Annotated in this window: 17 protein-coding genes and 1 pseudogene; 9 read left to right on the forward strand and 9 right to left on the reverse strand. The window is 56.7% G+C overall.

Going from position 1 to position 21,437, the window contains the following annotated elements:
* Positions 1 to 27: 27 nt before the first annotated feature.
* Positions 28 to 2,109 (forward strand): ATP-dependent DNA helicase RecG, encoded by a 2,082-nt coding sequence (gene recG / locus GTU79_RS29340; RefSeq protein WP_203524305.1) that lies wholly within the window; start codon positions 28 to 30, stop codon positions 2,107 to 2,109.
* Positions 2,110 to 2,187: 78 nt separating this feature from the next.
* Here recG and GTU79_RS29345 read toward each other — a convergent pair whose 3' ends face one another.
* Positions 2,188 to 3,003, reverse strand: a complete 816-nt coding sequence (locus GTU79_RS29345) for a GntR family transcriptional regulator (protein WP_203524195.1) — start codon at positions 3,001 to 3,003, stop codon at positions 2,188 to 2,190.
* Between the two features lie 313 nt (positions 3,004 to 3,316).
* Between GTU79_RS29345 and GTU79_RS29350 the strand changes: the two genes are divergently transcribed.
* From GTU79_RS29350 to GTU79_RS29370, 5 genes are all read left to right on the forward strand, one after another.
* On the forward strand, positions 3,317 to 4,090 hold the full coding sequence (locus GTU79_RS29350) for an ABC transporter substrate-binding protein (protein ID WP_203524196.1): 774 nt from the start codon (positions 3,317 to 3,319) through the stop codon (positions 4,088 to 4,090).
* Positions 4,091 to 4,171: 81 nt separating this feature from the next.
* A complete protein-coding gene (locus GTU79_RS29355) occupies positions 4,172 to 5,146 on the forward strand; it encodes an SIS domain-containing protein (protein ID WP_203524197.1) in 975 nt (324 codons plus the stop codon).
* 70 nt (positions 5,147 to 5,216) lie between these two features.
* Positions 5,217 to 6,110 (forward strand): PfkB family carbohydrate kinase, encoded by an 894-nt coding sequence (locus GTU79_RS29360; RefSeq protein ID WP_203524198.1) that lies wholly within the window; start codon positions 5,217 to 5,219, stop codon positions 6,108 to 6,110.
* A 145-nt stretch (positions 6,111 to 6,255) separates the two neighbouring features.
* Positions 6,256 to 7,641 carry a uracil-xanthine permease family protein gene (locus GTU79_RS29365; RefSeq protein WP_203524199.1) on the forward strand — a complete coding sequence of 462 codons (1,386 nt, stop codon included), beginning with the start codon at positions 6,256 to 6,258 and terminating at the stop codon, positions 7,639 to 7,641.
* Between the two features lie 130 nt (positions 7,642 to 7,771).
* The gene (locus GTU79_RS29370) at positions 7,772 to 9,463 is read left to right on the forward strand and encodes an AsmA family protein (protein WP_203524200.1); all 1,692 of its coding nucleotides are present in this window, start codon (positions 7,772 to 7,774) and stop codon (positions 9,461 to 9,463) included.
* Between the two features lie 140 nt (positions 9,464 to 9,603).
* On the opposite strand, the gene fabY is transcribed toward GTU79_RS29370, so the two are convergent.
* The 7 genes from fabY to rbsK form a co-directional block, all read right to left on the reverse strand.
* Positions 9,604 to 10,545: a fatty acid biosynthesis protein FabY gene (gene fabY / locus GTU79_RS29375; protein ID WP_132924174.1), complete on the reverse strand. Its 942-nt coding sequence runs from the start codon at positions 10,543 to 10,545 to the stop codon at positions 9,604 to 9,606.
* Between the two features lie 32 nt (positions 10,546 to 10,577).
* Complete coding sequence (gene dtd, locus GTU79_RS29380; protein WP_203524201.1) at positions 10,578 to 11,015, reverse strand: D-aminoacyl-tRNA deacylase; 438 nt, start codon at positions 11,013 to 11,015, stop codon at positions 10,578 to 10,580.
* Positions 11,012 to 11,866 carry a virulence factor BrkB family protein gene (locus tag GTU79_RS29385; protein WP_203524202.1) on the reverse strand — a complete coding sequence of 285 codons (855 nt, stop codon included), beginning with the start codon at positions 11,864 to 11,866 and terminating at the stop codon, positions 11,012 to 11,014. Before GTU79_RS29385 ends, dtd begins: the two co-directional genes overlap by 4 nt.
* Positions 11,867 to 11,932: 66 nt before the next feature.
* Positions 11,933 to 12,520, reverse strand: a complete 588-nt coding sequence (gene yihX / locus GTU79_RS29390) for a glucose-1-phosphatase (RefSeq protein ID WP_132924171.1) — start codon at positions 12,518 to 12,520, stop codon at positions 11,933 to 11,935.
* Positions 12,521 to 12,681: 161 nt separating this feature from the next.
* A complete protein-coding gene (locus GTU79_RS29395; protein WP_203524203.1) occupies positions 12,682 to 13,701 on the reverse strand; it encodes an aldose 1-epimerase family protein in 1,020 nt (339 codons plus the stop codon).
* 17 nt (positions 13,702 to 13,718) lie between these two features.
* Entirely contained in the window at positions 13,719 to 15,059 is a 1,341-nt protein-coding gene (gene fucP, locus GTU79_RS29400; protein ID WP_203524204.1) for an L-fucose:H+ symporter permease, read from the reverse strand.
* A gap of 4 nt (positions 15,060 to 15,063) precedes the next feature.
* Positions 15,064 to 15,990, reverse strand: coding sequence for a ribokinase (gene rbsK, locus GTU79_RS29405; protein ID WP_132924168.1), 927 nt, complete (start codon positions 15,988 to 15,990; stop codon positions 15,064 to 15,066).
* Between the two features lie 187 nt (positions 15,991 to 16,177).
* Here rbsK and deoC point away from each other — a divergent pair, with 187 nt between their 5' ends.
* Together deoC and deoR are read left to right on the forward strand one after the other, a co-directional pair.
* Entirely contained in the window at positions 16,178 to 16,855 is a 678-nt protein-coding gene (deoC, locus tag GTU79_RS29410) for a deoxyribose-phosphate aldolase (protein WP_203524205.1), read from the forward strand.
* Between the two features lie 45 nt (positions 16,856 to 16,900).
* Positions 16,901 to 17,672: pseudogene (deoR, locus tag GTU79_RS29415) on the forward strand (DNA-binding transcriptional repressor DeoR).
* A 117-nt stretch (positions 17,673 to 17,789) separates the two neighbouring features.
* Here the strand turns inward: deoR and typA are convergent.
* Complete coding sequence (gene typA / locus GTU79_RS29420; protein WP_132924165.1) at positions 17,790 to 19,613, reverse strand: translational GTPase TypA; 1,824 nt, start codon at positions 19,611 to 19,613, stop codon at positions 17,790 to 17,792.
* 376 nt (positions 19,614 to 19,989) lie between these two features.
* Between typA and glnA the strand changes: the two genes are divergently transcribed.
* Positions 19,990 to 21,399, forward strand: a complete 1,410-nt coding sequence (gene glnA / locus GTU79_RS29425; RefSeq protein WP_132924164.1) for a glutamate--ammonia ligase — start codon at positions 19,990 to 19,992, stop codon at positions 21,397 to 21,399.
* The last annotated feature ends 38 nt before the right edge of the window (positions 21,400 to 21,437 follow it).

The raw sequence follows: 21,437 nt of genomic DNA on the forward strand, positions 1-21,437 counted from the left end.
GTTAATCTGCCACGGAGAGCTGAAATGATGGAAGGCCGTCTGCTGAACGCCATACCGTTGAATACGCTTTCAGGGGTCGGTCCCGCACAGGCGGCCAAGCTCGCCCGGCTCGGGCTGGAAAATCTCCAGGATTTATTGCTGCATCTGCCTTTGCGCTACGAAGACCGCACCCGGTTATACGCCATCGGCGACGTCCTGCCCGGCATGTTTGTAACGGTGCAGGGGGAAGTGCTCGGGTCCGACATCAGCTTCGGCCGGCGGCGCATGCTGACCTGCCGGGTCCGCGACGACAGCGGCCTTATCACCCTGCGCTTTTTCAACTTCAACGCCTCGATGAAAAACAGCCTGGCCGCCGGTCGCCGGATTACCGCCTATGGCGAAATCCGGCGCGGACAGCTGGGGGCCGAAATCATCCATCCGGAATACCATATCCTCGGCGATCACAGCGAGGTCGAACTGGCCCCGGCCCTGACGCCGGTGTATCCCACCACCGAAGGCGTCCGCCAGGCCTCACTGCGCAATCTGACGGATCAGGCGCTGCTTTTGCTCGATACCTATCCCATTGCCGAACTGCTGCCGCCGGAGCTGAGCCGGGGACTTATCGGCTTGCCCGAGGCGCTGCGCACGTTGCATCGCCCGCCGCCGGATATCTCGCTGGCGGATCTAGAGCAGGGCAAACATCCGGCCCAGCGGCGTCTGATCCTGGAAGAATTGCTGGCCCATAATCTCAGCATGCTGGCGGTACGGGCCGGGGTGCGCAAAGATCTGGCCCTGGCGTTAACCCCGGGACCGCAGTTGAAACAGCGGTTTCTCTCTTTGCTTCCCTTTACGCCCACCGGCGCGCAGCGGCGGGTGGTGGATGAAATAGAACGGGACCTGGCGCAGCCGGTGCCGATGATGCGGCTGGTGCAGGGGGATGTGGGTTCGGGAAAAACCCTGGTGGCGGCGCTGGCGGCATTGCGGGCCATCGGCGAGGGTAAGCAGGTGGCGCTGATGGCCCCCACCGAGCTGCTGGCGGAGCAGCATGCCATGACCTTCCGCGCCTGGTTCGAACCGCTGGGCATTGAGGTAGGCTGGCTGGCTGGCAAACAAAAGGGCAAGGCGCGCCAGGCCCAGCAGGACGCCATCGCGCAGGGGAGCGTGGGCATGGTGGTGGGTACCCATGCGATATTTCAGGAGCAGGTGCAATTTTCAGGGCTGGCGCTGGTTATCATTGATGAGCAGCACCGGTTTGGCGTCCATCAGCGTTTGGCGCTGTGGGAAAAGGGGCTGGCGCAGGGCTACCATCCACATCAGTTGATCATGACCGCCACTCCCATTCCCCGGACCCTGGCCATGACCGCTTATGCCGATCTGGATACCTCGGTTATCGATGAATTGCCCCCGGGGCGTACGCCGGTGACCACCGTGGCCATTCCGGATAGCCGGCGGACCGAGGTTATACAGCGGGTGCGGCAGGCTTGTTTGCAAGAGCAGCGCCAGGCTTATTGGGTCTGTACCCTGATTGATGAATCCGATTTGCTGGAGGCCCAGGCGGCGCAGGCCACTTGGGAAGACCTGCAGGCCGCCTTGCCTGAGCTGCGTATCGGTCTGGTGCACGGCCGGCTGAAGTCCAAGGAAAAGCAGGAGATTATGCGGGCGTTCAAGGCCGGGGAGATCCATTTGCTGGTGGCCACCACCGTGATAGAAGTGGGGGTGGATGTGCCTAATGCCAGCCTGATGATTATCGAGAATCCCGAACGTCTGGGCCTGGCGCAATTGCACCAGCTGCGCGGCCGGGTCGGCCGCGGCGCGGTAGCCTCCCATTGCGTGCTGTTATATAAGTCTCCCCTGAGTAAAACCGCCCAGAGGCGGTTACAGGTATTACGGGATACCAATGATGGTTTTGCCATCGCCCAGCAGGATTTGGAAATCCGCGGCCCCGGGGAACTGCTGGGTACGCGCCAAACCGGCAATGCGGAGTTCAAAGTGGCGGATTTGCTGCGCGACCAGGCGATGATCCCGGAGGTCCAGCGCCTGGCGCGCCATATTCATGAGCATCATCCCGACTCCGCCCGGCTGCTGATTGAGCGCTGGATGCCGGAGCGGGTGCGTTACACCAATGCGTAGCAGCAACTCCTGAGGCACGCTCTCCCTTTAGCATGACTCGCCTCGGCCTGCCGTAACGTTACGCGGCAGCGAACGGCGTCAGACCAGCAGATCGGCGGCCGGTCCGGCATCGCTTTCACGTCGGGCGAGGGCCTGCCCGGACGACAGGGTGGTGGCAATCCGAAATGCCACCCGCTGCGGATGGTTGACCGAGACCAAATATTCGTTCGGCCGTTTATCGCTATCGAAAATCACACCGCGGTAGGTCAGCGCCGGCGAACCGGGTTCGGCCTGCAGCAATTCCTGCTCTTCCGGGGTCATGATGCCTACGCGGATGGTGCCTTCGTCGGATACGCCGACGATGCCATAGCGCGCAGCCAATAGCTGATTGAGGGACGTGCCCTGGCGCATATCCTCCGCGCACAGGCCGGGCACCCGCTCCTGCGGCAGATAGCTGGTTTCCAGGCAGAATGGTTTGGTATCCGCCAGGCGCAGGCGTTTGATGATCAAGACCGGCGTGCCGGTCTTGATAGCCAGCAGCCGGGCGATGCGCGAGCTGGCCGCGGCCTGGTGGAAAAAAATCAGCCTGCTGCTCGGCACCGCGCCGTTCAGTTCGACTATCTTGCTGATGCCCAACTGCACCGGCTGCGTCAGCGGCCGTTCGATGGCCGTGCTGGTCAGAAACGTACCGCGATTGCCGCGACGCTCAAGCACGCCGGTCCCGATCAGCTCATCGAGGATTTTGCGCAGGGTCATGCGGCTGATGCCAAGCATGTCCGCCAGGTCGCGCTCGGAGGGAATTTGATCGCCGGGATTGAATTCCGGCGTTTCCAGCAGATGTTGCAATGCCTCGCGCGTGGCCAGATAGGCTTTGCGCGGCCGTTGGCCGGCGCGGCGTTCGGTCTGTTTATCCATGGTCTATTTTCATCCGGGCGCGTGCGGCGGAGTGATCCGGCCGATCGGTGGTAATACCGGCGCTGGATATCCGTTGGCAATCTACTGTGCCGATAGCTAACTATACCACCGTCCGCCCTCCGGCGCCAAAGGTCAGTGTCATCCCCGCCCCGGCTCGCGCGAATTATCGATATTGCGCTTGCTGGCTGTTGCCTCGGTCGCCAATATAAGTTATACCATGATGCTATGGTCTAATTTATGGTACATTTTATCGCGCCGTTCATTATCCGGACGGCCGGGGCAGGCAGTCAACTTATCCTTCGGAGCCGTTTCGATGAAAACAAGGCATTGGTTATCCCTTTCGCTTACCCTGCTGGCCTGTTCCGCGCAGGCCCAGCAGCAGGACATTCGTTTTGGCGTTGATGCCACTTTTCCACCGTTTGAATACAAAACCGCCGACGGCCGGCTGGCCGGTTTTGATATCGATTTGGGCAACGCGATTTGCAGCGCGCTTCAGGCCAAATGCCACTGGGTTGAAAATAGTTTCGACGGGCTTATTCCGGCGCTGAAGGCCAAAAAATTCGACGCCATCCTCTCGTCGCTGAGCATTACCGCCGAGCGCGGCAAAGCAATCAACTTCAGCGATAAGCTGTTTAATACTCCGGCGTTCCTGGTGGCCGCTAAAAACAGCGGACTGAAACCAACGATTGAATCTCTCAAGGGCAAACGCATCGGCGTGCAGCAGGGATCGGTCTTCGAAGCCTACGCGAAAAAATTCTGGGCGCCGGCCGGGGTGGATATCGTGCCTTACCCGAGCGCCGACGCGGTCTACGCTGATTTAGTGGTGGGGCGGCTGGATGCCACTCTGGACGATGCCACGGTGGTGACCGAATCGCTGCTGAATAAGCCCCAGGGACAGAATTTCACCCTGATACAGCCGCGCGTGAATGACGCCGAGATTTTTGGGCCGGGCACCGGCATTGGGCTGCGTAAGGAAGACACTGAGTTACAGGCCTCGCTCAACCGGGCGATCTCCAAAATCAGAAGCGACGGCACCTATAACAAACTGGCGGCCAAATATTTTAATTTTAATATTTATGGCGACTGAGCCTTGCGCGAACGGCCCGGCCGTCTGCCCCACATCCTCGCCTAGCTATTGCAGCGTTTCAAATAAAACAAGGTATTCGTTATGAATGTGCATTCCATTATTGCCGCGGCGGTGGCCGGGTCGGCAGACACCGGCGGTATACGCCAGGTTTTCCTGGTGGCCTGCGGGGGGTCGCTGGTCGACATGTATCCGGCCAAATACTTTCTTGAGGCCGAATCGACGGGACTGCATTGCGCCATGATCACCGCCAACGAATTTGTCCACGCCGCCCCCAGGCGCCTGGGCCGCAACTCGCTGGCGATCGTGTGCTCACACGGCGGCAATACGCCGGAATCCGTGGCCGCCGCCGCGCTGGCCAAACGGCGCGGGGCCACGACCGTGACGCTGACTCATAACAACGAAGCCGATTTGCGGCAGCATGCCGATCATAATATCGTCTATACCTGGGGTAACGATAGCAACGTGGCGGATAATCCGATGGCGCTCATCCTTGGGCTGTGCGTCGAGATTCTGGCCCAGACCGAAGGCTACGAGCATTATGCCGCGTTCGGCCAGGGGCTGGCGCAAATCGACGGCGTGGTGTCGCGTGCCCGCGCCAAGGTGGCCGCGCGCTGCGCGGCATTTGCCGAGCGCTATCAGCACGAGTCGCTGTTTTATATCCTTTCCAGCGGCGCGTCATATGGCCACGCTTATGGTTTCGCCATCTGTTCGCTGATGGAAATGCAGTGGCTGAATGCGGCCCCCATTCACTCCGGCGAGTATTTTCACGGACCGTTTGAGGTGACCGATCGGGAAACGCCGTTTATCCTGATGATGAACGAGGGCCGCACCCGAGCGCTTGACGAGCGGGCGCGGGTGTTCTTGCAACAGTACGCCGAAAAAGTGGAAATTATCGATGCCAATGAGCTGGGTATCGGGATCCTGCCGCCGACGGTGGTGGAATATTTCAACCCCGTCTTGTTTTACAGCGTGATGTGTGAATATCGCGCGGCGCTGGCAACCCTGCGCCAGCACCCGCTGGAGACGCGCCGTTATATGGGCCGGGTGGCATATTAATGCAGACGATTAAACCAGCGGCGCCGGGCCTAAGGTCCCGGCGGTTTGATTTTTGCCCGGCGGAGGTGTGATGAAAGTTATCGGTATCGGCGATAATGTGGTCGATCAGTATACGCATATTCGCACGCGCTACCCCGGAGGCAATGCGCTGAATTTCAGCGTATATGCCGCACGGCTGGGTTGTCCGTCGGCCTATATGGGGGTGTTTGGCGACGATGCGGCGGCGGCGCAGGTCAAGGCGGCCTTAGCGCAGCAGGGCGTGGATGCATCGCGCTGCCGTCAGGTGTCCGGAGAAAACGGCTGGGCCAGCCTGACCATCACGGACGGTGAACGAATTTTTCTTGGTTCGAACCAGGGCGGGGTCAGCCGGTTGACGTCGATGGATTTTGTGCTGGCGGAGGGCGATTATGTGCGGGATTCGGCGCTGATCCATACCGGCAGCTATGGCTATCTGGATGCGCAGTTGCCGGCGCTGAGCCGGCTGGGCGTACCGGTGTCTTATGATTTTTCGGACGATTTCCATTTGCCGGCGGCGCTGGCGCTATGCCATTGGGTGGATTACGGCTTTTTCTCCTGCGCCGGCAGTACGCTGGCGCAGAGCGAGGAGATTTTGCGGCGGGCGGTGGCCGCCGGCTGCGGTTGCGCGGTGGCGACACGGGGTGGTGAAGAAGCGGTGTCGTTCGATGGTCGGCGCTGGTATCGGCAAATGCCCCTTAAGGTGTCGCCGGTGGATACGCTGGGAGCGGGAGATGCGTTTATTACGGCGTTTTTGCTGGATTATTTGCAATTGATACCCTTTTCCTCCGGGTCAGGGGACCGCGCGGCAACGCCGGCGGCGGCCCTGGCAAGTGATTTTTCCGTGTCGGCGGAAACGCGCATGGCGGCCAGCCTGGCGCGGGCGGCGGCGTTCGCCGCGGAAATTTGTCTGGAAGAAGGGGCGTTCGGTTACGGCCAGCCGTATTAGCGTAACCGGCTGTGGGCGGGAATCGGGAATTTGCAACTGAGTTGACTTATATCAACCGGTTGGGATGCGGGTTGTAAGCAATCGATTGCTTTTAGAAACAAGTTGATTAAAATGCCTCCTTTGCCGCCCATGAAAGCCATTCAACATGACAATGCCTTCCTATGAAATCGATGACGCGCCGATTCCCGTTGTCAAAAGCGAGCTGATTTACCATCTTGACGATCGTCCGCCACTGGCGGAAACCCTGTTTGCCGCCTGTCAGCATTTACTGGCGATGTTTATCGCCGTTATCACCCCCGGGCTGCTGATCTGCCAGGCGCTGGGGCTGCCGGCGCAGGATACGCAGCATATTATCAGCATGTCGTTGTTCGCTTCCGGACTGGCTTCCATACTGCAAATCAAAACCTGGGGACCGGTGGGATCGGGGTTGTTATCCATTCAGGGTACCAGCTTCAACTTTGTCACGCCGCTTATCATGGGCGGGCTGGCCCTGAAAAACGGCGGCGCCGATGTGCCCACCATGATGGCGGCCCTGTTCGGTACCCTGATGGTGGCGTCCTGTACCGAGATTTTGCTCTCCCGCGTGCTGCATCTGGCGCGCCGCATTATCACGCCGCTGGTGTCCGGCATCGTGGTGATGATTATCGGTATTTCCCTTATCCAGGTGGGACTGACCTCTATCGGCGGCGGGTTTGCCGCCATGGGCGACCACACCTTCGGCGCGCCGAAAAATCTTCTGCTGGCGGGGATTGTGCTGGTGGTTATCATTTTACTTAACCGCCAGCGCAACCCGTATTTGCGGGTGGCTTCGCTGGTGATCGCCATGGCGGTGGGCTATGCGGCGGCCTGGTTGCTGGGCATGTTGCCGCCGTCCGGACCTGTGGCTCCCCATAAGCTTATCATGGTGCCGACCCCGCTTTATTACGGGTTGGGGTTCGATTGGAATCTGCTGGTGCCGCTGATATTGGTGTTTATGGTGACTTCCATAGAAACCATCGGCGATATCACCGCCACCTCGGATGTCTCTGAACAACCGGTACGCGGGCCGGTCTATATGCGCCGTCTGAAAGGCGGCGTGCTGGCCAACGGGCTGAATTCTTTTCTTTCCGCGGTGTTTAATACCTTTCCCAACTCCTGTTTCGGCCAGAACAACGGCGTCATCCAGCTCACCGGCGTCGCCAGCCGCTATGTGGGTTTTGTCGTGGCTTTGATGCTTATAGCCCTCGGGCTGTTTCCGGTGGTCAGCGGATTCGTCCAGCATATTCCGGAACCGGTGCTGGGGGGCGCTACCATTGTGATGTTCGGCACTATCGCCGCTTCGGGCGTCCGCATCGTCTCGCGGGAACGGCTAAACCGTCGCGCCATTATGATCATCGCCCTTTCTCTGGCGGTGGGCCTGGGGGTATCGCAGCAGCCCCTGATTCTGCAATTCGCGCCGCAATGGTTAAAAACGCTGTTGTCATCCGGTATTGCCGCCGGCGGCATTACCGCCATCATCCTGAATTTACTGTTCCCGCCGGAACACAATTAATTAACATTCCTCCTTTTATCAAGCCGCTGTCTCAATACAGCGGCTTTTTCGGAAAACACATTGCCTATTGAGAAGCGCCGCTAATTACGGCATAAACACTGTAACCTTTATGACAGCGATGGATTGAGCGATGAAATTTATTGGGAAACTCATATTATCAATACTTTTGATATTGCTATTGATAATCGTCCTGATCTACGTCTTGCTGCAAACTCCTTGGGGCGCGGGCTGGGTCAGCAAATGGGTTACCCAGCACAGCGATTTCCAACTGTCATTGGAAAAAATTGATCATTCCTGGTCCGATCCCACTGAAATTTCTTTTGTAAATATCACCTTCGGTCAAAAAGGACATCCGCCCACCCTGGTCGCCAAGCAGTTGGTGGCCGGTTTGGGCGCACGCCAACTCACCGACCCCTTCCATTTTTACCGGATCCAGATGCAGGACGGCACCCTGGATATGGATACCTCGCCGCCCCTCTCCTCGCTACAGGCGGACGTCCTGCAACTGAACGGTATGGCGGTGCGGTCTCCCCAGGGGGGCTGGCGGCTTAATGGGCAAAATGTCAACGCCGGCATCACGCCCTGGAAACCGGAAAAGGAATTTCCCCTCGGGCGTAACGCCCGCTTTCAGCTGAGCGCGCGCTCTTTGACCCTAAACGACGTGCCGGCGGAAAACGTATTGGTGCAAGGGGAAATCGATAACCATCAATTGAAGCTGGATAATCTCGGGGCCGATCTGTCCCAGGGCGAATTAACCGGCAATGCGAAGCGGGACGAGGACGGCAGCTGGCTGGTGGATAATCTGCGTCTGAGCAATGTACGGATGCAAACCGAAAAAAGCCTGAATGATTTTTTGCAGCAGATCTCCCAGGTGCCGAAAATCACCATCCATCGCTTCGATTTGATCGACGCGCGCATGGAAGGGAAGGATTGGGCCTTCAGCGACCTGGACATGACCTTGCGGAATATCACCTTCCAGGACGGCGACTGGACCACCGATGACGGTTCACTGTCCTTCAACGCCACCGACCTTATCAACGGGACGGTGCATCTGAACGATCCCATCGCCAATCTGGCCCTATCGCCCCAGGGAATAGAAATCCGCCAGTTCAGCGGACGCTGGCAAGGCGGATTGATGCGCACCTCGGGCCGGTGGCTGCGCGACGGACAGCAGTTGGAACTGGACGAGTTCATGGTGGCGGGGCTGGAATATACCCTGCCGGCAAACTGGCGTGACAGCTGGCAGCAGCCGCTGCCTTCCTGGCTGGCGCAGGTCACCGTGGATAAATTCACCGCCAATCGGAACCTGTTGATTGATATCAATCCTTCATTCCCGTTCCAAATCACCGCGCTGGACGGATACGGCAAGCAGCTGGAGCTGGCGCGCAACCATCAATGGGGCATCTGGTCCGGCAGCCTGAATCTTAACGGCAGCGATGCCACCTTCAATAAAATCGACGTACGGCGTCCGTCGCTGGCGTTAACCGCCGATCCGGACAAAATCACCGTCACCGATCTGAGCGCCTTCGCCGGTGACGGATTGCTGGAGGCCACCGCCCTGATTAACCAGCAGCCCTCACGTAACTTTTCGCTCAACCTGAACGGCAAAGCGGTTCCGATAAACGTGCTGGAGCGCTGGGGATGGCCTGCCATGCCGTTATCGGGCAACGGCAACGTTCAGCTAACCCTCACCGGCCAGCTCACCGCACAGGCGCCCCTGAGGCCGACACTGAACGGCAGGCTGCAGGCCGTCGACGCAAAAGGACAATCACTTAACCAGACCATGAGCAATGGCCAGGTGGCGGAGGATACGGCCCATTGAGCCTTTGGGAAACCGTCCCCGAAACGCCGGGGGCTAAAGTGCAATTCCCTTGGGGCAAGGGGCGTTGCATGGCAAAATGGCGATCCGCAGAAGGCGCGGAGCGCCAGAGATAATCCGCATGGGAGCCGAAGCGCTACAAATCAATCCGCATGGGAGCCGCCGCGCTCCAGCGGCCTATCATGCGCCGGCGGCAGCACCAGATAGATGCCTTTGAACACCGCGCCCAGTTTATCGTTGCCGAACAATTCCACTTCCAGTTGAACCCGCGCCTTGCGTCCGCGGGCCAGCCGGTCCAGGTCTCCGCTCAGTGAACCGAGATCCGCAATGGCGCAGGGCCGGCCGGTAACCGGCGTCGTATAGCGGATATGGGCGTCCGCCAGGATTATGGTGCCCCCCAGTTGGCGCTCGCGCAGCAATAGCCAGATCAATCCCCAGCCGGTGAGGGTGGCCAGTGAAAACAGGCTGCCGGCGAATAGCGTATGATGGGGATTCTGATTACCGGCTTCCGGCATAGTGGTCATGAATTTCTGGCCGGTGTACTGGCTTATGCGCACCCCCATTTTTTCACTCAGGGGAATATGCTCGTACCAGGCCTGCTGCAACTGGCCGCACCAATCCGGCCGGTGCAAAATATCATCCAGCGTGGCAATGGGTTTAATCATTAAAAAGTGCCGTATGGGCGTGGAGGACGGCGCCAGAATTTCACCCTGGTTGATAAAACCCAGCTTGGCGAAAAAATCCACCGCATCCTCGCGGGCGCTACAGACCACCCGCTTTACCCCTTCCTGGCGGGCGACGGATTCCAGCGTCATGGCCACCAGCGTGCCCAGGCCCTTATCCTGCACCTGCGGGTCCACCGCCAGAAAACGGATGGCCGCCTCGTTGTCGGCATTGATATACAGCCGGCCCACCGCCACGGGTTTCCCCTCTTCATCCACCACCATCTGGTGATGCGCCATGGCATCATAGGCATCTCGCTCGGAGCCCGGCGGCTGATGCAAGGGCTTACGTAACATTTCCCAACGGAACTGATAGTATTCCTTTAACTCTTCCTCGGTTTGCGGAACGCGCAAGTGATACATGACAGACTCTCTCTTTGAGTGCTTCTACCGACTCAGACTTGCAACCAGAACGTCGCCGGCCCGTCATTCACCAGCTCCACCTGCATATCCGCCCCAAAGCGGCCGGTTTGCGTCCGGATATCCGCCCGGCGGCAGCACTCGGTAAAATGGTGGTAAAGCCGTTGTGCTTCCGCCGGCAATGCGCCGCGGGAGAAGCCGGGCCGCAGCCCTTTGTCGGTATCCGCCGCCAATGTAAACTGTGACACAATAAGCACGCTGCCGCCGGACTGGCGGACATCCAGGTTCATTTTGCCTTGTGAGTCACCGAAAATACGATAAGCCAGCACCCGCTGGCAAAGTTTTGCCGCGATCTGTTCATTATCCTGCTTTTCTACTCCCAGCAGAATCAACAGCCCCGGGCCGATTTCCCCCACCGCGGTTTCGTCCACGGTAACCCGTGCACGCAAAACCCGCTGAATCAACGCAATCATCGGGAGACCGTCTCCTCTAACGCCGACTGCCGGTGTTCGGCCAGCGAGACGGTAATCTCCGCCCCCAGCAATACAATACACCAGCTCCAGTATACCCAGAGAAATAAGATTGGAATCACCGCCAACACGCCATAAATCAATTGGTAGGAGGGGAACATAGTGACATATAAACCAAAAACCTTTTTCCCCAGTTCAAAAAGCAGACCGGCCACCAGCGCGCCCGCCAGCGCATCCCTGCTCGGCACCCGTACCGTGGGCACCACGCTGTACAACAGCCAGAACGAGGCGCAGGAGAGCAATAGCGGAAAGACCCGCAGGGCGACGGTGGCAAACAGACTGGAACCGGTGGGTTGCAGCCAGGTGATGGATAAGAGATAAGAGCTGAGCGCCATGCTGGCGCCGGTTAATAACGGACCCAGGGTCAACACCATCCAGTAGACCGCAAACGAAAATATGAGAGGGCGCTTCTTTTTGCTGCGCCAAATAGTGTTAAGCACGGTATCCACGGAATAAATCAGCAGCAGCGAGGTGACAATCAGACCGCAGGTGCCCACCACCGTCATTTTGCTGGTGTTAAGCATAAACTGCTCGAGGTAACGCTGAATCACATTGCCGGTGGCGGGCATAAAATTGTTAAAGATAAAATTTTTGAGTTCTACGCTCACATCCGAAAAGACCGGAAAAGCGGCAATCAGCGCAAACACCACGGTCACCAACGGCACCAGGGAGAGCAGCGAGACATAAGCCAGATGCCCGGCCAGCACCGTCAGCCGGTCCTGATCAATACGTATGACTAATAGCTTGATGAAGGAATAACAACGGCTGAATTCCTTCAGGTTAGGACGTCTCATCGCAATTTTCCTCAATGAACGGGCCGATGCTTTTTGAGCACCGCCTTGCGCGGGGTCCAGGTTCTGTCAGGCAAAATAAGCGGGAATGACGTCAGGATCGGTAACATGCACCGTTTGCAGACCGACCGTTTTCGCGCCGGCGATATTATCAGCGTTATCGTCGAAAAAGATGGCCTTTGCAGCGGCTACCCCTTCCTGCTCCAGCACATAGCGGTAAATTGCCGGGTCCGGCTTACGCATGCCCAAATCCTGCGATAGATAGAGTTTATCCACGCTTTGCTGTATTTCGGGATACTGGCTCGGCCAATAATTACAGTGCAGGCGGTTGGTATTGGATAAAACCACCACCCGATGTCCCTGCCGCCGCAAAGCCTGGATGATATCGATAACCTCGGTGCGCACACCGGCGAAAATCGCCTGCCAGCCGGTGGTGAACTGTTCAAAGCTCAGCGCAATGCCCAACTCCCCGCAAATCCTGGCGGCAAAGGCTTCATCGGTAATATCGCCCCGCTCATGCTGCTCAAAGGCCTCGCCCATGACGAACTTCTTTTTCAGGATGGCCAGCGGGACGCCGCTCAATTTGCTCCAGACGCCCAAAACCCGGCCGAAATCGATATTGATAACGACATTGCCTAAATCAAAGATATAAAGCATGGCTCCCTCCCTTCTTTGCATGGTGTTCTCACTGTAGCGGGAAATAATCCAACTGAACAGTAATCAACAGAGATTACGCGGTCATGTCGACGGCGGAAACGGCGCCGGGCGCATCATTGGATGCGCCCGGTACGGCAATGCAGGGGGTGAATAGTGTCTGGTTATCCGTCAAGGCCGGTGACCACGGTAAATTCCCGCGTTGCCCCCGCGGGCAGCTCGATGAGCGTCCCGGCCTGGCGCGCCGCGATATGTCCCTCGGGACGGCAGGTGCCGGGCAGGATAAACGCCGCCACCTTTTGATCGCCATTATACAAAATCCAGCGGGTCGCGTAGTTGAACTGTTCGCTGGAAAACCGGGTAACGAAGCGCGGCCCTTTATCCGGCGCCTGCATAAAAAACTCCGGTTGCGGCGTGTATTGCGCCAGGTTATCGGCGAAAAACACAATTTCCGGATCGTAGAATTGCGGTTGATCCAACGCGCCGAAGGCCGAGGGATTGTCCGTCAGGGTAGCGGTATAATCCAGCCATTGCGGCGTGGGATGCACATGTCCGGGAATGGAGGTGCGCAGTGAAAACGCCCCGTCGGGGATATTCTGGCTAAAGGCCCCCCCCGGCAGATAGGCGTAGTTCATATGGCACATATACTGCAGCGGCATCGCCACGCTGGCAAGATTGGTCACCCGCATGGTAATGGTCATCAGGGTCTCGCCGGCCGCCAGCCTCACTGCCGGCGACGCCAGGTAATGATGGCCGAAACCCTTGACGTATTCATAGTCCCCCCCCAGGGCGACGCTGTCCCCGTCCAGCAGCAGATAGGCGCGGTCCAGGGGTGCGCAGGGCATTTCGCCATGCAGGGGATGAACATCCTCCGGGGACGGGCAACCGTTGCTCAGCAGGCCGGAATGGAACGCAAAGCAGCCATAGGTATCCACCACCGACTCGCCCCGTTTCGGCTCGGTAAACGGATTGGTCATTTTCAAATCATGACCCTCAAACTGCGCATCCCAAATCATTTGGCCGTAAAAAGGCAACAGGGTAATAAAACCGCGGCTGTTGCGCAGGGTCACCGCTTCAATGCCGGAACGGTATTTGAACAACGTAACGCTGAGCTCGGCGCTTTCCACCAGACAAACCGGCTGTTCGCTGAACTGGTTGCGCTGAAGATGAATGACGGCTGACATAATCGCTTCTCCTGCGGTTAAAGTTTGCTATCCATGACCGAACGGGCGGGGTCTGCCAGCAACTGATGCTGATGGTTGCGCAATTCACCCCAGAAATAGAATCCCACGTAGGCGAAGCACAGCAGCGAGACGCTGAATGCCTCTTTCATCGAACCCAAATGATCGGAAACAAAGCCCTGGATTGCCGGCACCACGGCGGCGCCGACAATGGCCATGACGATAATCGCCCCGGCCACTTCGGTATATTTGTTGTCCACGGTATCCAGCGTGCCGGCGTAAATGGTGGCCCAGCAGGGTCCGAACAAGACGCTGACAAACACCGCGGCATATACGGCGGTAAAATTCGGCACCATCACCACATAGGCCAGAGTCGCGACCCCCAGTATGGAATAGGCGATCAGGACTTTTTGCGGCATAAAACGCGTCATCAGGAAATTGGCGATAAATTTACCGGCGAAGAAACACATAAAGCTGTAAATCATGAAGTTGGAGGCGTCCCGTTCATTGGCCGCGCCCAGGTTCAGCGCCAAACGAATGGTAAACGACCATACCGCCACCTGCATCCCCACATAAAGGAACTGGGCGACTATACCCTTTTTGAAGCGAGCGTTACCGGCCAGATAACGCAGGGTTTCACCCATACCCGGCGCGGCGGTTTTTTGCCGATCTACCACAGGCTTGCAACGGGGATAGCGGGTAATGGCAAACAAGACCAGCACCACTACCAGCACCATGATCAGATACTTATAAGGTTCGAGGGTGAGTTCCAGCATATTCAGGCGGAATTGATGCCCCTGTTCCGGCGTCATAGCGGCCAATTGGCTGCTCAGGCTGTCCCCTTGCTGGAAAACCAGATATTTGCCCAGCACAATGCCCATCAGCGCGCCGACGGGATAAAAGGTCTGGCTGATATTAAGCCGCAGCGTCGCATAGTCGCGATGACCGATCATCGAACTGTAGGTATTGGCCGCAGTTTCCAGAAAGCTCAAGCCGATGGCGATGGCAAAAATCGCCGCCAGGAACATGGTGTAGGTGGCCATATGAGACGCAGGATAAAACAGCACGCAGCCGATGATATACAGCGACAGGCCCGTCATAATGGCCACTTTGTAGCTGGTTTTGCGAATGACCATCGAGGCTGGAATGGCAATCAGAAAGTAGCCGCCGTAAAACGCGCTTTGCACCAGCGCGCTGGCGAAATCGCTTAAGGCGAACACCGTTTTGAATTGGGTAATCAAGATATCGTTCAAACTGGCCGCACAGCCCCATAGAGGAAACAGGCAAGACAGCAGGATAAACTGAAACAGCGGTGTTTTATTCAGATAGCCGTCAGGCATTTGTACCGTATTGTGGTGCATGATGTTATTCCTGATGTAAGGTGGCGAGGAAATCATGGAACTGGGCGGCGTCGGCATAGGAACGCTGAGTGCCTTTGCCCCGTACGCTGAAGGCGGCATAGGCCGAGGCATATGTCATAGCCTGCTTCACGTCTTGGCTGCCGACGTAGTAATGGGCAAAACACCCTATATAGGCATCGCCCGCGCCGCTGGTATCCACGGCCTGTACCGGCACCGCATCCACCCGGTGGACGCTGTCGCCGGTCAACCACACCGAGCCGCGGTGTCCCATGGTGATAATCAGGTTTTTCAGCCCCCGGGAGAGCAGAGAGCGGCCGGCGGCAAGGATATGCTCTTCGCTGTCCACCGCCATACCGGTCAGGATTTCCAGCTCCGTTTCATTAGGCATGAAAAAATCGCACTGGCAGGCATAAGCGATATCCAGCTCCCGGCTGGCCGGCGCCGGATTAAGAATCACCGGCACATGCAGCCGCCGGGCAACGTCGATGGCGTGATACACCGTCGCCAGCGGAATCTCCAACTGCAGGATAATCAGCTTGCAGTCCTTGAGCTGCTCCGCCGCACGGTCAACATCCGCCGGCGTCAAATGGTTATTGGCCCCTTTAATGATCAAGATGCGATTATGTGAATCCCGATCAACAAAAATCGGCGCCACTCCGCTGGAAACCCCCGGCACCTTCTCAACATAGCGGGTATCGACGCCGTACCGGCGCAGGTTATTTACCGTATTGTCGGCGAACAGATCGTCGCCGACCTTACTCATCATCATCACGCCGGCGCCCAGTTTGGCTGCCGCCACCGCCTGATTAGCGCCTTTACCGCCGCAACCGATCTCAAAATCCGGGGCTTCAAGCGTTTCCCCGGTTTTCGGCATCTCGGTGATATAGGTAATCAGATCCACCATGTTGGAACCAATAACCGCTATATCCATAATCATTTGCCTCTCTAATGTTTTCATAGCATTCAATGTTACTACGCTAACATTATCAACCCATAAATGTTAATAATATGACACATATCACATCTCATGAGAAAAATTAACGGACAAATGGCTATATAACGGTGTTAGATAATGTTATTATTTTCACATTAACATCATCCCTCACGAGGACGCACTCATGAACAAAACAGAAATCGACTTTCCCCGTTATATCGATCACACCCTGCTGGCGATGGACGCCACCGAGGCGCAAATAGCCGCCTTATGCGAAGAAGCAAAGCAGTATGGCTTTTATGCCGTCTGCGTAAATTCCGGTTATGTGCCGTTCGCCGCCCGTGCGCTGCAGGGAGCCGACGTTAAAGTGTGCTCGGTGGTAGGTTTCCCTTTGGGAGCCGGCCTGACCGCCGCCAAGGCTTTTGAAGCAAAAGCGGCCATCGAAGCCGGGGCCGGGGAGATCGATATGGTGATTAACGTCGGCTGGCTGAAAAGCGGGAAAATCGACGCGGTAACCGCCGATATACAGGCAGTGCACCAGGTTTGCGCCGCCACACCATTGAAGGTTATATTGGAAACCTGCCTGTTGAGCGAAGAGCAGATCGTGCAAGTTTGCCAGATTTGCCGCGAACTTAAGGTGGCCTTTGTGAAAACGTCCACGGGTTTTAGCACCGGCGGCGCCCGGGAACAGGACGTCAGGCTGATGCGGCAGACCGTTGGGGCGGACGTAGGCGTCAAGGCATCCGGCGCCGTTCGCGATCGTCAGACCGCGCAAACCATGATACTGGCCGGCGCCACCCGTATCGGCACCAGTTCCGGGGTAAGTATTGTGACGGGCGCAGCAGCCACCGGCAAATATTGACTGTTCACACCGGCGAACATTGGAACAATTGACGCAGGGTACACTATGGAAACGCGGCGCGAAGAAAGGATTAACAGGCTGATACAGGCTTTAAAGCGGGAAGACAAAATCCATCTGAAGGATGCCGCCGTCCTGCTGGGCGTATCAGAAATGACCATCCGCCGCGATCTCAGCGCCGAGCCGGCGCAGGTGGTTCTGCTGGGGGGATATGTCGTCAACGATCCGAAAAACAGCTCAGTCACCCACTACTTTGTGTCGGATCAAAAGCCAAGCACGTTAAAGAAAAAGCATTACCGGCCGTATGGCGGCCCAAATGATTGAAAAAGACGACACGGTTTTTTTTGATTGCGGAACCACCACGCCGTTCATTATCGACGCTATCAACCAAGACCTGGCATTCACCGGCATTTGCTACTCGCTGAATACATTCCTGGCATTGCAGGACCTGCCCAACTGCAAAGTCATACTGTGCGGCGGTGAATTCCATCCGGCCAACTGCATATTCACTCCACTGACCCAATATTCCATTCTGGATAACATCTGTCCCGACAAGGCGTTTATTTCCGCCGCCGGGATAGATATTCACTACGGTGCGACCTGCTTCAATTTTGATGAGCTCACCATGAAGCACCGCGCTTTATCCCTGTCGCAGCAAGGAATTCTGGTGGCCGATCACAGCAAGTTCGACAATATCAAACCCGCCTGCATCGGCACCCTAACCCTCTTCGACACCCTTATCACCGATCAGTCCCCCCCGCGCAAATTCCACGACTACTGCCAGCAGCATAATATCGCCTTGATCTATCAGCCAGACTGACGAACCCGCCAACTCCAAAGCTGAACCGAGCGTGTTAAAGGGAGACCGCGCCGATTTTCGGCAAAAAAATACCGGTCCATCTGCATGGACCGGCATCTTGTCTTCTCGTGCCTAAGATCAGACTTCTTTGCTGGAACGATTGGCGCGCTTACGATCGTTTTCAGTCAGATAACGTTTACGCAACCGGATGGAATGGGGAGTCACTTCCACCAGCTCATCATCATCAATAAATTCCAGCGCTTGTTCCAACGACAGCTTAATCGCCGTCACCAGCGTAGTGGCTTCATCGGTACCTGAGGCGCGCATGTTGGTTAATTTCTTGCCGGTCAGGCAGTTGACGGTCAAATCATTAGAACGGGTATGAATACCGATAATCTGGCCTTCATACACTTCCGCGCCGTGGCCCAGGAACAAGCGGCCGCGATCCTGCAGGCTGTACAGGGCGTAAGCAACCGCTTTACCCTGGCCGTTGGAAATCATCACGCCGTTCTGCCGCTGGCCGATTTCACCCGGACGCACATCGTCATAATGACTGAACGACGAATACAGCAGGCCGGTGCCGGAAGTCATGGTCAGGAACTCGGTACGAAAGCCAATCAGGCCACGGCTGGGGATAATATAATCAAGACGGATACGGCCTTTGCCGTCCGGCAGCATATCGCGCATCTCGCCTTTGCGCATGCCCATCGCTTCCATCACCGGACCCTGGTTCTGCTCTTCGATATCAAGCGTAACCTGTTCGAACGGCTCCTGTTTTTTACCGTCAACGGTACGGTAGATAACCTTCGGACGGGAAACGCCGATTTCAAAACCTTCACGGCGCATATTCTCGATAAGCACCGACAAATGCAGTTCGCCGCGGCCCGACACCAGGAAGGTATCCGGGTCTTCGGTTTCTTCCACCCGCAGCGCCACATTATGCACCAGCTCTTTGTTCAGGCGCTCCAGGATCTGGCGGGACGTCACGTATTTGCCTTCTTTGCCGCAGAACGGCGAGGTGTTAACCCCAAAGGACATAGAGACGGTAGGCTCGTCCACGGTCAGCGGCGGCAGCGCTTCAACTTGGGCCGGATCGCAGATGGTATCGGAGATATTCAGTTCACCCAGACCGGTCAGGGCAATAATGTCACCGGCTTCAGCCAGTTTGGACTCGATGCGCTGCAGGCCCATATGCCCGAGCACCTGACCCACTTTGCCATTGCGGCGCTTGCCTTCGTGGTCAATGATGGTCACTGCCTGGTTCGGTCTGACCGAACCGCGTTTGATGCGGCCGATACCGATAACGCCAACATAGCTGTTGTAGTCAAGCTGGGAGATTTGCATCTGGAACGCACCGTCGCTATCAACGTTGGGCGCTTCGACATTCTTCACGATCGACTCGAACAGCGGCGTCATATCCTCGGCCATGTTTTCATGTTCATAGCCGGCGACCCCGTTCAACGCGGAGGCATATATGATCGGAAAATCCAGTTGCTCATCGGTTGCGCCGAGGTTGACGAATAAATCGAACACCTGATCCACCACCCAATCAGGGCGTGCTCCGGGCCGGTCTACTTTGTTGATGACCACAATAGGTTTGAGACCGTAAGCAAAGGCTTTCTGGGTCACGAAACGGGTTTGCGGCATGGGTCCGTCCATGGCGTCCACCAGCAGCAGCACCGAGTCCACCATGGACATGACGCGCTCAACCTCACCGCCGAAATCGGCATGTCCGGGGGTATCAACGATATTGATACGGTACCCGTTCCAATTGATAGCGGTATTTTTCGCGAGGATGGTAATTCCCCGTTCTTTCTCCAAATCGTTGGAGTCCATCACGCGTTCGGTGGCGTCATTGCGGTCACCCAATGTTCCGGATTGTTGCAACAGCTTATCGACCAGGGTGGTTTTCCCATGGTCGACGTGCGCGATGATGGCGATGTTACGCAAATTTTCGATCACAACTTTGCCTCAGGCATTAGAAATAGCGCGTTATTGTACACGTTATAGGCGAAGGACTAAACAAGATCGCGCTGTTCTCTGCATTTGCGTCATTTTCAGCGCCCCATCATCCCTTTATCAGTGCAATGTTTCAATTATTCGCACGCATTGCACCAAAATAGTGCCCACTCAGCGCACAAATGCACTAAAATAGCACTACCCCCCCAATCTGGTGCAGCTTGGCAACCGTTAAAAGGCCGCAATTCGGCGCCTCGCGTTCATTTAGCAATGTTGGCACAGTTTTAGCTTAGTTAAGCTTAGCCTAGGTAAGTTTAAAAAATCCATACCATACGATTTCGTTCCACGACGACAATGGCACATCCGGGAGAATATAAGTATGTCCGCTGAACACGTTTTGACGATGCTAAATGAACACGAAGTCAAATTCGTCGACTTGCGTTTCACTGATACGAAAGGGAAAGAACAGCACGTCACAATACCGGCCCATCAGGTGGATGCCGATTTCTTTGAAGACGGCAAAATGTTTGACGGTTCTTCAATCGGCGGCTGGAAAGGCATCAACGAATCAGACATGGTGCTGATGCCCGATGCAAGCACCGCCATGCTTGACCCGTTCTATGAAGAAACCACACTGATCATCCGCTGCGATATCCTTGAACCGGCCACCATGCAGGGTTACGATCGCGATCCGCGTTCCATCGCCAAGCGCGCTGAAGATTTTCTGAAATCATCCGGCATCGCCGATACCGTTTTTTTCGGACCTGAACCTGAATTCTTCCTGTTCGACGATATCCGTTTCGGTTCCTCCATTTCCGGTTCCCACGTTGCCATCGACGACGTCGAAGCGGCCTGGAATTCCGACAAGGTTATTGAAGGCGGCAACAAAGGCCACCGTCCGGGCATCAAAGGCGGCTATTTCCCCGTACCGCCGGTGGATTCATCACAGGATTTGCGTTCCGCCATGTGTTTGACCCTGGAAGAAATGGGTCTGGTGGTGGAAGCCCATCACCATGAAGTGGCTACCGCGGGCCAGAACGAAATCGCCACCCGCTTTAACACCCTGGTGAAAAAAGCCGACGAAATTCAAATTTACAAGTATGTCGTGCATAACGTCGCCCACGCCTTCGGCAAAACCGCGACCTTTATGCCCAAACCGATTTTCGGCGATAACGGCTCAGGCATGCATTGCCATATGTCTTTAAGCAAAGACGGCAACAACCTGTTCTCCGGCGACAAGTACGGCGGCCTGTCCGAAACGGCGCTGTTCTACATCGGCGGCGTAATCAAACACGCAAAAGCCATCAATGCGCTGACCAACCCCACCACCAACTCATACAAACGTCTGGTCCCGGGGTATGAAGCGCCGGTGATGCTGGCCTACTCCGCCCGTAACCGTTCCGCCTCAATCCGTATTCCGGTATCGCCGAGCCCGAAAGGACGCCGTATCGAAGTGCGCTTCCCGGATCCGGCCGCCAATCCGTATCTGGCCTTCGCCGCGCTGCTGATGGCCGGACTCGACGGCATCATCAACAAGATTCATCCCGGCGATGCCATGGACAAGAATCTGTACGATCTGCCTCCGGAAGAAGCGAAGGAAATTCCGCAGGTATGCGGATCGCTGGATGAAGCCCTGGCATCCCTCAGCGCGGATCGCGAGTTTTTGACCCGCGGCGGCGTCTTCACTGACGATACCATTGATGCTTACATCGAGCTGCGTACGGAAGAAGTTGACCGCATCCGTATGACGCCGCATCCGGTGGAATTCGAGTTGTATTACAGCGTTTAATTACATTGTGTTTTTTGTTGCCGTGGAAACTTTCAGCC

This window comes from Sodalis ligni, assembly GCF_016865525.2.
GTDB lineage: Bacteria > Pseudomonadota > Gammaproteobacteria > Enterobacterales > Enterobacteriaceae > Acerihabitans > Acerihabitans ligni.